The following is an 11963-nucleotide window of genomic DNA, read 5'->3' as shown; positions in this document are numbered from 1 at the left end:
TCACTCACCGGCCAGCAGGGCGACCGGGTCGAGGGTGTTCTCGCCCTTGGTCCAGTTGCACGGGCACAGCTCGTCCGTCTGCAGCGCGTCGAGGACCCGCAGGACCTCCTTGGGGTTACGGCCGACGGAGCCGGCGGTCACCATGGAGAACTGGATCTCGTTGTTCTGGTCCACGATGAAGACGGCGCGCTTGGCGAAGCCGTCCTCGCCCTCGATGCCGAGGTCACGCATGAGCTCGTGCTTCGAGTCGGCCATCATCGGGAAGGGCAGGTCGCGCAGGTCCTCGTGGTCCTTGCGCCAGGCGTGGTGGACGAACTCGGAGTCGCCGGAGAAGCCGAGCACCTGGGCGTCACGGTCGGCGAACTCGGCGTTCAGCTTGCCGAAGGCGGCGATCTCGGTGGGGCACACGAAGGTGAAGTCCTTGGGCCACGCGAAGACGATCTTCCACTGGCCCTCGTAGGTCTTGTGGTTGATCTGCTCGAACTCCTCGCCCTTCTCCAGCGAGACACAGGCGGTCAGATCGAACTCGGGGAACTTGTCACCGACAGTGAGCACGGGCTCTCCTTGCAGCGAGGAAACGCCCCTTGTGAGGGCCTTTTCCCATGGGTTGGACGATCATGATGCTGACACGAAGGGCATTGATTAGTGAAATAGCTATACTTGGTCGAGTTGATCGTAAGTGGCTATCAGTGCCGGGATTGCCGGTGCCGAGCCGTGACGGCGGCAGCGACGGCCGCTGTCCGCAGGGAAGGACCCGGAAACCCCGTGACCACTCGCAAGGCAGCAGCCGCGCACAGCCGTGCGACCGTGCGCAAGCCGAGGCGTCCCAGCCTCTCCCAGCTGCGCGCCTTCGCCGCCGTCGCCGAGCATCTGCACTTCCGTGACGCGGCCGCGGCGATCGGCATGAGCCAGCCGGCTCTGTCCGGAGCCGTCTCGGCGCTGGAGGACACGCTCGGGGTGACCCTGCTGGAGCGTACGACGCGCAAGGTGCTGCTGTCGCCCGCCGGTGAGCGCCTCGCCGTCCGCGCGAAGGCGGTGCTCGACGAGGTCGGGGCGCTGCTGGAGGAGGCGGAGGCGGTGCGGGCGCCCTTCACCGGAGTCCTGCGGCTCGGGGTGATCCCCACGGTGGCGCCGTATCTGCTGCCGGCCGTGCTCAGGCTCGTCCACGACCGCTACCCGGACCTCGACCTCCAGGTCCACGAGGAGCAGACCGCCAGCCTGCTGGACGGGCTCGCGGTCGGCCGCCTCGACCTGTTGCTGCTCGCGGTGCCCCTCGGCATACCGGGGGTGGTGGAACTCCCGCTGTTCGACGAGGACTTCGTGCTCGTGACGCCGCTCGGCCACCCGCTCGGCGGCCGGGAGGGCATCCCCCGCGAGGTGCTGCGCGAGCTGAATCTGCTGCTGCTCGACGAAGGGCACTGCCTGCGCGACCAGGCCCTGGACATCTGCCGGGAGGCGGGGCGCGCCGACGCGCCGGTCACCACGACGGCGGCCGGGCTCGCCACCCTGGTCCAGCTGGTCGCCGGCGGGCTCGGCGTGACCCTGCTGCCGCGCACCGCCGTCAAGGTCGAGACGACCCGCAGCAACCAGCTGCTCACCGCGTCCTTCTCCGACCCGGCCCCCACCCGGCGCATCGCCTTCGCGATGCGCGCGGAGGCGGCCCGGGCCGCGGAGTACGAGGAACTGGCCGCGGCGCTCCGCGAGGCCCTGCGCCCGCTGCCCGTCAGAGTCCTCTGAGGGCAGCGGGCGCAGGGCGGGGGTTCCGGCTTCTTCCCGCCGCCGGCCGCTACTCCGTCCGCAGCCCGTCCGGGCGCATCAGGCGCAGCAGCGGGGGCAGGCTGAGGGCGGTCACCAGGAGGACGACGGCCGCGCCGATGCCGGTCATCGACACGACGCTCGGCCAGTCCACGCTCACCGGTGTCTCCGACATCTTCAGCAGGACCGTGCCCAGGGTGAGACCCACCACCGTGGCCAGCGCGAGGCCGAGCGCGATCGGCACCGCCGTCTGCCACAGCACCGACAGGCTCAGCGTGCGGCGCCGGGTACCGAACGCGACCAGCGCGGACAGCAGCTTCCTGCGCTCCCGCAACTGCTCCAGCTGCGAGACCAGCAGGCTCGCGCCGATGAGGAACAGGACGCAGGTCGCGCCCACGAACAGACCGGTGCGGATGGACTCGAAGCGCCGGGCGTCGTCGGTGGGCGCCCAGCCCATGGAGTCGGCCAGCGGGTCGATGCCGGCCGCGGCGTTGCGTACCAGCTCCCGCACGTCCGGCACCGAGTCGTCCACCTGGACGGTCACCTCCCCGCTCAGGGCCGGCGTGACCCGCCCGGGCAGCGCGCCCGGTGTCATCAGGATGCCGCCGTGGTCGTTGCCGTCGGGGTCGACGCGGGTGTCGACCTTCCTGATGCCCCCGGGCACGGTCCAGGGGGTCGGACGGGCGTGCTCCGAGCCGTAGCGCGGGTCGATCCACAGCTCCGTACCGGGCCGGCCCAGCTTCCTGGTGCTGTCGTCGTACCTGGCGTCCTGGACGGCGAACACGTCGCCGTCGCGGCAGGAGGTCACCTTCGCCAGGTCGCGCAGTGCCGCGCAGGTGCCCACGGTCAGCGTCACGGATTCGGCCGGCTCCGTGCGGCGGTCGCCCAGCGTCGTCGTCGAGACCGCCGTGACGTGCTGGACGCCGTGGATCTCCGCGGCCTGCCGTCCGATCTCGGTGACCGGGGTGCCGCGGGAGGGCCAGAGTTCCATCCGTGACTGCTCGTCGGCGGCCCTGGTCCCGGTGTAGTCGTCGGCGACGCCCGCGAACAGCATCTGCAGGGCGATGGCGCCGGCCACCGCCACCGCGATGCCGTTGACCATGCGGGCGGCGCTGCCGCTGCTCAGCTGCAGGCGCCGGACCGCGAGCTGCCAGGCGACCGGGCCCGAGCCGAGCCGGGCGACGACCGCCTCGACGATCCACGGGAGCAGCGCGGTGACACCCACGAGCAGCAGCAGGACACCGCCGACGACCATGTACTGGTTGAAGTCGCCGTTGTCGCGGCCCTGGCCGACCATCGGGTACAGCATCGCGAGTCCGGCGAGCGGCAGCAGCAGCCGCCACCACAGCCGGCGCCGGGCGGGCCTGGCCGTGCGCACCACGCCGAGCGGTTCGATGACGACACCGCGCAGCGCGAGCAGGGTCACCGCGACCGCGGCCGCCGGGACCGCGACGGCCACCAGCAGGGCGAGCGCCGGGGACGGGTTGAGGTAGCTGGGGAAGACGCTGATGTCGAAGACCTCGACGGAGCCGGCCAGTTCGCGTCCCACCATGAAGAACCCGGCGCCGAAGACCAGGCCGAGCACCGAGCCGGCGAGCGCCTCGCCCGCGGCGATCCGGCGGGTCATCCGGCTGTCGGAGCCGACCAGCCGCAGCGCCGCGAGCCTGCGGTCGCGCCGCTCCCCGCCGAACCGTACGGCCGCCGCGATGAAGACGCCGACGGGCATCAGCAGCACCACGAAGACGACCAGGATGAGCAGCAGCAGCACCGGGTCCGTCTTCTCGTCGGGCTGCTCGGGCGCCTTGAAGGCGTCGATACGGGCGACCCGGCTGCCGTCGACCTTCGGGGCGAGCCCGTCGGCGCCCGCGTAGTAGGCCAGTTCGGCCGAGCCGATCAGGCCCTGCTCGCCGATCGTGCCGACGGTCCGGTACGGCAGGCGCTCGCGCAGCAGCCGTCCGCCGTCGGAGCCGAGCAGCTCCTTCAGCGCGGGAGAGACCACCATCTCGCCGGGCGCGGGGAACTTCTTCAGGCCCGGCGGGAGCGGGGCCAGCAGTCCCTCGGGCTCCAGCTGGCGTCCCCGGACGTCCTTGTCGTGGTACTGCGTGTCGGCGTTCGCGACCAGCAGCGTGTCGTCGGCCTTCGGCTTGACGCCGCCGCTGTAGGTGATGTCCGTACGGGCTTCCTCGCGGTCCTGCCGTACGGCCAGCGCGTTGGGTATGGCGGTGGTGAGCAGGAGCAGCGCCACACCGAGCCCGACGCCGACGGCGGTGAGCAGCGCCCGCACCCAGCCCTCGCGGCCGCCGGCGAGGGCGAAGCGGACGCCCATCGCGAGGTCCCGGGACCACTGCCTCACGTTCATACGATCCGCTCCATGTCACGGGACCTGCCGTCGCGGACGACGATCTCGCGGTCGGAGTAGGCGGCCACCCGGGCCTCGTGCGTGACGAGGACGACGGCGGCGTTGGCGGAGCGCGCGGCGTCCGTGAGGAGTTCCATCACGCGTTCGCCGTTGAGCGAGTCGAGCGCGCCGGTCGGCTCGTCCGCGAACAGCACCCGCGGGTTGGTGACCAGCGAACGGGCGACGGCGACGCGCTGGCCCTGGCCGCCGGAGATCTCCCCGGGGCGCTTGCGGCCCAGGCCGTCGACCTCCAGCCGCTCCATCCAGGTCAGGGCGGCCCGCTCGGCCTCCTTGCGGCCGGTGCCGTTCAGCCGCAGCGGGAGCGCCACGTTCTCCACGCAGGTCAGCTCGGGCACCAGCTGCCCGAACTGGAAGACGAACCCGAAGTCGCTGCGCCGCAGGGCGCTGCGCTGGGCGTCGCTCATCCCGGCCATCTCGCGGCCGTTGTACGTGATGGAGCCCGAGTCGGGCGGCACGATCCCGGCGAGGCAGTGCAGCAGGGTCGACTTGCCGGAGCCGGAGGGGCCCATCACCGCGACGACCTCGCCGGGGTGGATGGAGAACTCGGCGCCGTCCAGGGCGGTGGTGGGGCCGTACGTCTTGCGCAGGTCGTGCGCGGCGAGCAGGGAGCCCGGGGGAGAGGTCATCGGGTCACCGCCTCGGAGAGCCGGTCCAGCCGGGCCGCGGTCAGTTCGAGCCAGCGCAGGTCGGCCTCCAGGTGGAACAGGGCGTGGTCGCAGATCAGCTGGTCGGCGAGGTCGCCCTTGCGCTTGCGGTCGGTGAGGATGCGCATCATGCGCAGGTGCTCCGAGCGCTGGGTGTCGAGGAGGTCGGCGGCGTCGCGGTGCGTCAGCAGCGCGAGGACGACCTTCGTGTACAGCACCGACTGCAGATACGGCTCGGGCTTCTCCGGCGTGGCGAGCCACTGCCGGACGTCGGTGATGCCGGCCTCGGTGATGGCGTACCGCTTGCGCTCGGGTCCGCCGCCGGCCTCGATGCCGTCGACCTCCACGAGGCCGTTCTTCAGCAGCCGGGACATCGTCGAGTAGACCTGGCCGTAGTGCAGAGGCCGGTCGTGACCGAACTTTTCGTCGAAGGCCCGCTTCAGGTCGTAACCGTGGCGAGGCCCGGACTCCAGGAGCCCGAGGAGAGTGTGACCGATGGACATGGCGAGCACTATACACACCACGTATACGCGCGGCGTATACGTGGTGTGTATAGGTACGTCGGCACGCAAAGTCCCCGGTCAGGACTCCGGGTCCTCCGGCTGGGGCGGGCGCCCTCGCCGGGGGATCGGCCCCGCCCCGCCGGGCAGCCGCCCCGCCTCTCCCAGCGCCCTGCGCAGCAGGAACTCGATCTGGGCGTTGGCGCTGCGCAGTTCGTCGCCCGCCCACCGCGCCAGCGCGTCGTAGACCAGCGGGTCCAGCCGCAGCAGCACCTGCTTGCGCTGCGGCCGCCGCCTGGGTTCGGGCCCCTCCGACGGAGAGGTCACTGGTAGAGCGTGCCCGTGTTCACGATGGGCTGCGCCGCGCGGTCCCCGCACAGCACCACCATCAGGTTCGACACCATCGCCGCCTTCCGGTCCTGGTCCAGCTCCACGATGCCCTGCTCGGAGATCCTGGCCAGCGCCGCCTCGACCATGCCGACGGCGCCGTCCACGATCTGCCGCCGCGCGGCCACGACCGCCCCGGCCTGCTGGCGCTGGAGCATCGCCGACGCGATCTCGGGAGCGTAGGCGAGGTGGGTGAAGCGCGACTCGATGATCTGCACGCCGGCCGCCTCCACGCGCGCGTGCAGTTCGACGGCGAGCTTCTCCGTGATCTCCTCCGCGTTGCCGCGCAGCGACAGGCCCCCCTCGTCGTGCGCGTCGTAGGGGTACTCGATGGCGATGTGCCGCACGGCCGCCTCGGTCTGCGTGGAGACGAACTCCAGGAAGTCGTCCACCTCGAAGCTGGCCTGCGCGGTGTCCTCGACCCGCCACACCACGACGGCGGCCAGCTCGATCGGGTTGCCGTAGGCGTCGTTGACCTTGAGGACCGCGGTCTCGTGGTTCCGCACCCGGGTCGAGATCTTGGTGCGGGACGTGAACGGGTTCACCCAGCGCAGGCCGTCCCGGCGGATCGTGCCCCGGTAGCGCCCGAAGAGCTGGACGACGCGGGCCTCGCCGGGCGCCACCGTGTTCAGCCCGCACATGGCGACGAAGGCCGCGAGGCCGGTCAGGATGCCGCCGGTGATCAGCCCGGCCCGGGCACCCGCCGAGCCGACCGCCGCGGCGGTCGCGATCAGGGCGGCGCCGAGGAGGAGGCCGAGGAGTCCGAGCAGCAGGGCGAGCCCGCCGCCGATGCTGTGCGCGGTGAACTCCCGCACCCGCGGGGCGGGCATCTCGGGTATGTCGGACGGCGGCGGAGCGTCCTGGGTGGACGCGGTGGACGTGACGGATGTGTCGGACGCGGTGGATGCGTCAGACGCGGACATGTCGTCTGCGGACATGCGGGAGCCCCCGTTCTCCGGCGCGGCCGTGGGCCGCTGCCTACTAGCGTTGGTCTAGCTAAGTGATATCACTTTATCGCACGCGGCAACCTTCTGGCCTCCTGAGTCGTCGGTTTTCATGGCCGGGTGCTGATTGTCACGTCCGGTAAGACCGGATCGGCCGCCCTTTGTCACGACGCGTGGTGTTAGTTTTCTGAGCTGACCTCGGCGACGAACCTGTGTGACGCACGAGAAGAAACGCGAGGAACGCCCGGGAGCGCGGGCGCGCGGACGAGAGCGGAACGGGAGCGGATCAGACCCATGGGACGAGCGGAAGAGAGACGAGCGCGGCAGCACGGTGGCCGCCGCGCGGCGCCCAGGCGCTCGTCCACGGGCAGCCCGAGCACCGCGGGCCAGGTAGGCGGCGCCGGGGCCGCCACCGGCGGCGGTGGCGCCGCCGGTGGTGCGAGCCGTGCCGGCGGCACGAACGACGGCAGGAGCCTCATACGCCGGATGTTCACCTGGAAGAAGGTCGTCGGCACGTTCTTCACCCTGTGTCTGCTCGGCATGGGCGCCTTCGTGGTGCTGTACCTGGTCGTCGACGTGCCGGAGGGCAACGCCGCGGCCGAGAAGCAGAGCAACGTCTACAAGTACAGCGACGGCTCGCCGCTCGCCCGCACCGGCACGGTCAACCGTGAGATCGTCGACCTCTCGGAGGTGCCCAAGAAGGTCCAGCTGACCTTCGTCGCCGCCGAGAACAAGTCCTTCTACAAGGACGCCGGCGTCGACTTCAAGGGCACGGCCCGCGGTCTGCTCAACACCGTCTCCGGCAAGGGCAAGCAGGGCGGTTCGACGATCACCCAGCAGTACGTCAAGAACTACTACCTGAGCCAGGACCAGACCGTCACGCGCAAGCTGAAGGAACTGGTCATCTCGCTGAAGGTGGACCGCCAGCAGTCCAAGGACGACATCCTCGCGGGCTACATCAACACCAGCTACTACGGCCGCGGCGCGTACGGCATCCAGGCCGCCGCCCAGGCCTACTACCAGCGGGACGCGAGCAAGCTCACCGTCCGGCAGGGCGCCTATCTCGCGGCGCTGCTCCAGGCCCCGAGCCAGTACGACTGGACGGCCGCCACCGACACCGGCAGGAAGCTGGTGAAGCAGCGCTGGAACTACGTGCTGGACAACATGGTCGAGGAGGGCTGGCTCGACTCGGGCGAGCGGGACGGCATGACGTTCCCCGTGCCCAAGGCGCCCAAGGGCGCGCCCGGCCTCGAGGGACAGACCGGCTACATGGTCGAGGCGGCCAACAAGGCGCTGGAGAAGCAGCTCGTCGCGCAGGGCACCGCCTCCGACATGGAGGACGCCGAGGCGCTGGTCGAGGCGGGCGGCTGGACCATCACGCTGAACATCGACAAGAAGAAGCAGAGGCTGCTGGAGAAGGCCGTCAAGGACAGGCTGACCAGCAAGCTGGACCCGAAGAAGCGCACGGTCGACGGCGACGTCGAGGCCGGTGCCGCCTCCGTCGACCCGAGGACGGGCAAGGTGCTGGCGCTCTACGGCGGCCAGGACTACGTCAAGCACTACACGAACAACGCGACCCGCCGCGACTACCAGCCCGCCTCCACCTTCAAGCCGCTCATCTTCGCGGCGGCCCTGGAGGAGGCGGCCGAGACGCAGGACGGCGAACCGATCAACGCCAGCACGGTGTACGACGGCACGAGCCGGCGTCCGGTCGTGGGCAGCGACATCGCCTTCGCGCCGCCGAACGAGGACGAGGCCGACTACGGCGACGTCACCGTGCAGACGGCGATGAACAAGTCCATCAACTCCGTCTTCGCGCAGATGGGCGTCGACGTCGGCATGAAGGACGTACTGGAGGTCGCGGGCGACCTCGGCATGGACACCGAGGGCCTCCCCGCCGTCCCCGCGCAGACCCTCGGTTCCATGGGCGCGAGCCCCCTGGAGATGGCCGGCGCCTACGCGACCCTCGACAACCACGGCAGGAAGGTCACCCCGGCCGTCGTGAAGTCGGCCGAGCACAAGGACCGTACGGCGGAGTTCCCGGAAGCGATCGGCGAGCAGGTCGTCCGCAAGGAGACCGCCGACGCGGTCACGTCGGTCCTGACCGGCGTGGTCGACGACGGTACGGCCCGGGTGTCGGTGCGCAACGCGCCGACCCGCGACGGCCAGCAGGTCGCGGGCAAGACCGGTACGTCCGACAACAACAAGTCGGCCTGGTTCACCGGCTACACGCCGAAGCTGGTCACCTCGGTCGGCCTCTTCGGCGAGGTCCCCAAGGACCGCAAGACCGACGGCGGCAAGGTTCTCAAGATCGGCACGCAGGTGTCCCTGAAGGGCACCGCGGGCGGCGGCCGGGTCAACGGCGGTGGCTTCCCGGCCGAGATATGGGCGGCGTACACGTTCAGTGCGATGGGCGAGGTCACCGAGTTCGACCTGGACACCACCCAGGGCGCGGCCGTGGCGCCCAGCGACGAGCCGAGCAGTTCGGACAGTCCGAGCGAGACGCCCTCGCAGACGCCGACCACCGAGGAGCCCTCGTCGAAGCCGCCGTCGAGTTCGCCGGAGAACACACCGTCGGACGACGAGACCCCCGACGATCCGGACACGCAGGAGCCGTCCGACCCGGCGACGAGCCCGTCGGGCGAGGGACTTCCCGAGAACCCTCTGCACCGGGACAGGGAGACCGGACAGTGAGCGGCCGGTAGCCGCCCAGGTCCGAGAACGGGGAAGGGCGCCCGGAGCGAGATGCTCCGGGCGCCCTTTCCGTGTCGGCGGCGTCCGCGGCAGCCGGGCCGTTGGCACCCCGGCGGGTGGCCCGCTCAGCCGCGGTTCAGCTCGAACCAGACCACCTTGCCCATGCTCAGCCGGGTGGCCCCCCACCGCCTGGCCAGCTTGTTCACCAGGTACAGCCCGCGGCCGCCCTCGTCCGTGGCCCGCGCCTGCCGCAGCCGGGGCAGCTGCGGCACGTCGTCGCCGACCTCGCAGCGCAGCACGTCCGTGCGCAGCAGCCGCAGGGACACCGGATTCGTCGTGTAGCGCACGGCGTTGGTGACGACCTCGCTGACGAGCAGCTCGACGGAGTCGCTCATGTCCTCCAGACCCCAGCGGGACAGCGCGCGCCGTGCCAGCCGCCTCGCCCGCCCGGGCGCCGCGTCCTCGGACTCCAGCACCCAGTACGCGACGTCGCTCGGCGCGATCCCGTCGAAGCGGGCGGCGAGCAGCGCGATGTCGTCGTCCCGGTCACCGGGGCCGAGCATGTCGAGGACCTCGTCGCAGAGGGCCTCCAGCGGCGGGGCGTGATCGGGGCCGGTCAGTTGGGCGGTCGCCGCCAGCCGCTCCCGCAGCTGCTCTATGCCGGTCCACACGTCCCGCATCCGGGACTCGACGAGACCGTCCGTGTAGAGCAGCAGGGTGGCGCCGGCGGGCGCGTCCAGCTCGACCGCCTCGAAGTCCACGCCGCCCACGCCGATGGGGGCGCCCGGTGGCACCCGCAGTACCTCGGCCCGGCCGCCCAGGTGCAGCAGGACGGGCGGGGGATGGCCCGCGTTGGCGATGGTGATGCGGTGCGCGACCGGGTCGTACACCGCGTACAGGCAGGTCGCCATGCGGTCGTGGCCGAGCCGCTGGGCCTGCTCGTCGAGGTGGTGCAGCACCTCCTGCGGCGGCAGGTCGAGCCCGGCGAGGGTCTGCGCGGTGGTGCGCAGCTGGCCCATGATGGCCGCCGACGTCATCGAGTGGCCCATGACGTCGCCGACGACCAGGGCGACGCGGCTGCCGGGCAGCGGGATGGCGTCGTACCAGTCGCCGCCGACCCTGGCGGTCTCGGCGGCCGGGAGGTAGCGGCTGGCGAGCCGGACGCCGGTGGGGCGGGGCAGCGTCTCGGGCAGCATCGTGCGCTGCAGCTCGTCGGCGATGTAGGCCTCGCGGCCGTACAGCACCGCTTTGTCGATGCCGAGCGCGCTGTGCGTGGCGAGCTGCGCGGCGACCAGCAGGTCGTCGGCCTCGAAGGCGAGGCGCTCGGGGCGGCGCAGGAAGAGCGCCGCGCCGATGACGCGCCTGCGGCCCCGCAGCGGGGCGAGGATGGCCCGCTGGCCGCCGGGCACGGACAGCTCCTCGCCGAGCAGTTCGGGCAGCGCGGCACGGGCGGCGGCCGCGTCGGCGAAGACGGGCCGCACCCCGCGCAGCACTTCGGCGAGGGCGCCGCCGGGCCGCACCTCGCACCGCTCGGCGGTGAGGGCGGAGAGGTCGGCGAGTTCGGCCGGTTCCTGCGGGGCGGGCGCGAAGCCGCCCTCGGTGTCCCGCTCCTCCGGGATGCGGTCGGTGCGGCGCAGCCGCAGGACGACGGGCCCGGTGGGCCGCTCGTCGCCGACCGGCAGCGGATCGCGGAGGTAGACGAGTATCGCGTCGGAGAAGGTCGGCACGGTCGCCCGGCACAGGCCCATCACGATCTCGTCGAGGTCGATGCCGCGGGCGATCCGCCGGGTCGCGGCCCCCACGAAACGCAGCCGGTCGCCGTCGCGCCGCATCGGCATCGGGCCGCCGGGCGGCCTTCCCTGCCCGGTTCGCCGGTCCTGGCCGCCAGGGGCGCCGGACGGCCGGTTCTCTTCGGTGCCCGGCATGGTCGGTGTGCTTTCGGGAGCGGGACGCGGACGGTGCGGGTCGGGTTCGGCGGCGGACGGCTGGGAGTGCTCGGCACCGGAAGCGGGTGCGCCGGAGGCGGCGGAGGGGCCGGAGGCGGCCGCCTGGGGGCACGGCGGTGCGCCGGGGCCCGCGGGGGCGTCCCCGGTGCGGCCCGGTGGCGGTAAGACCGCGGCCTCCTGGGCGTCCTCCCGGTCGGGCGGGGAGACGGCCGGGGGAGTCCGCGGCGGCTGCGGGGAACGCAGGAGCGCCCCGCGGGGGTCCGCGGGGGCAGGCGGCCTGCCGTCGCTCGGGCGGCGGCGCTCATGCGAGGTGGGGTGCTCCGTCACGCGTGTCGAATCCATCCGTCCGGGGCTGCGCGTTGTGCGCGCAGTTCGTCCCGCAGAAATCCCGATACCCGGAATACGTGGCCCGGGAACGGAATCTGCGCATGGTCAGGACCGGGCGCGGCCGTCACTGACGTGTACTCGGCCAACATCGAAGCGGAACCCGCCGCGACCGGGCGGAGGCCGGCCGCCGTGATGTCCGCGACCGTGGCCGCCGTGGCCGGGGCAGCCGCCCTGGCCGGCGGGATCGCCGCCGGCATTGTCGCGGACGGCCGTCCTCGGGCCGCACCGCCGTAACGCCCGTACCCCTCGCTCACGTCCTGCCGCCCCTCGGTGACATATAATCAAGC

General features: G+C 72.0%; 9 protein-coding genes. 2 read left to right on the top strand and 7 right to left on the bottom strand.

Features of this window, described 5'->3' with window-relative positions:
- Entirely contained in the window at window positions 1–555 is a 555-nt protein-coding gene (locus ACFY93_RS00650) for a redoxin domain-containing protein (RefSeq protein WP_391352321.1), read from the bottom strand.
- Between the two features lie 210 nt (window positions 556–765).
- On the opposite strand from ACFY93_RS00650, the gene ACFY93_RS00645 reads away from it, so the two are divergent.
- Complete coding sequence (locus ACFY93_RS00645) at window positions 766–1737, top strand: LysR substrate-binding domain-containing protein (protein WP_391352319.1); 972 nt, start codon at window positions 766–768, stop codon at window positions 1735–1737.
- A 49-nt stretch (window positions 1738–1786) separates the two neighbouring features.
- Here ACFY93_RS00645 and ACFY93_RS00640 read toward each other — a convergent pair whose 3' ends face one another.
- From ACFY93_RS00640 to ACFY93_RS00620, 5 genes are all read right to left on the bottom strand, one after another.
- Window positions 1787–4114, bottom strand: a complete 2328-nt coding sequence (locus tag ACFY93_RS00640) for an FtsX-like permease family protein (RefSeq protein WP_391352317.1) — start codon at window positions 4112–4114, stop codon at window positions 1787–1789.
- Window positions 4111–4800, bottom strand: coding sequence for an ATP-binding cassette domain-containing protein (locus ACFY93_RS00635; protein ID WP_391352316.1), 690 nt, complete (start codon window positions 4798–4800; stop codon window positions 4111–4113). The genes ACFY93_RS00640 and ACFY93_RS00635 overlap by 4 nt, the downstream gene beginning before the upstream one ends.
- Window positions 4797–5321, bottom strand: coding sequence for a helix-turn-helix transcriptional regulator (locus ACFY93_RS00630; RefSeq protein WP_391352314.1), 525 nt, complete (start codon window positions 5319–5321; stop codon window positions 4797–4799). The genes ACFY93_RS00635 and ACFY93_RS00630 overlap by 4 nt, the downstream gene beginning before the upstream one ends.
- Before the next feature lie 78 nt (window positions 5322–5399).
- On the bottom strand, window positions 5400–5645 hold the full coding sequence (locus ACFY93_RS00625; RefSeq protein ID WP_391352312.1) for a hypothetical protein: 246 nt from the start codon (window positions 5643–5645) through the stop codon (window positions 5400–5402).
- Window positions 5642–6535: an SPFH domain-containing protein gene (locus ACFY93_RS00620; protein ID WP_391352941.1), complete on the bottom strand. Its 894-nt coding sequence runs from the start codon at window positions 6533–6535 to the stop codon at window positions 5642–5644. The genes ACFY93_RS00625 and ACFY93_RS00620 overlap by 4 nt, the downstream gene beginning before the upstream one ends.
- 408 nt (window positions 6536–6943) lie before the next feature.
- On the opposite strand from ACFY93_RS00620, the gene ACFY93_RS00615 reads away from it, so the two are divergent.
- Window positions 6944–9343: a transglycosylase domain-containing protein gene (locus ACFY93_RS00615; RefSeq protein WP_391352311.1), complete on the top strand. Its 2400-nt coding sequence runs from the start codon at window positions 6944–6946 to the stop codon at window positions 9341–9343.
- A 125-nt stretch (window positions 9344–9468) separates the two neighbouring features.
- Here ACFY93_RS00615 and ACFY93_RS00610 read toward each other — a convergent pair whose 3' ends face one another.
- Entirely contained in the window at window positions 9469–11631 is a 2163-nt protein-coding gene (locus ACFY93_RS00610; RefSeq protein ID WP_391352309.1) for a SpoIIE family protein phosphatase, read from the bottom strand.
- Window positions 11632–11963 lie beyond the last annotated feature (332 nt).

The sequence above is a fragment of the Streptomyces sp. NPDC008313 genome (genome assembly GCF_042956125.1).
In the GTDB taxonomy this organism is placed as follows: domain Bacteria; phylum Actinomycetota; class Actinomycetes; order Streptomycetales; family Streptomycetaceae; genus Streptomyces.
Note: the sequence above shows the minus strand (reverse complement) of the source record. Positions and strands in the feature narration are given on the sequence as shown.

Bases quoted from the DNA above. Each gene is read 5' to 3' on its own strand.
- ACFY93_RS00635 (WP_391352316.1), bottom strand. From the start codon at position 4,800: ATGACCTCTCCCCCGGGCTCCCTGCTCGCCGCGCACGACCTGCGCAAG.
- ACFY93_RS00640 (WP_391352317.1), bottom strand. From the start codon at position 4,114: ATGAACGTGAGGCAGTGGTCCCGGGACCTCGCGATGGGCGTCCGCTTC.
- ACFY93_RS00630 (WP_391352314.1), bottom strand. From the start codon at position 5,321: ATGTCCATCGGTCACACTCTCCTCGGGCTCCTGGAGTCCGGGCCTCGC.
- ACFY93_RS00615 (WP_391352311.1), top strand. From the start codon at position 6,944: ATGGGACGAGCGGAAGAGAGACGAGCGCGGCAGCACGGTGGCCGCCGC.
- ACFY93_RS00620 (WP_391352941.1), bottom strand. From the start codon at position 6,535: ATGCCCGCCCCGCGGGTGCGGGAGTTCACCGCGCACAGCATCGGCGGC.
- ACFY93_RS00610 (WP_391352309.1), bottom strand. From the start codon at position 11,631: ATGGATTCGACACGCGTGACGGAGCACCCCACCTCGCATGAGCGCCGC.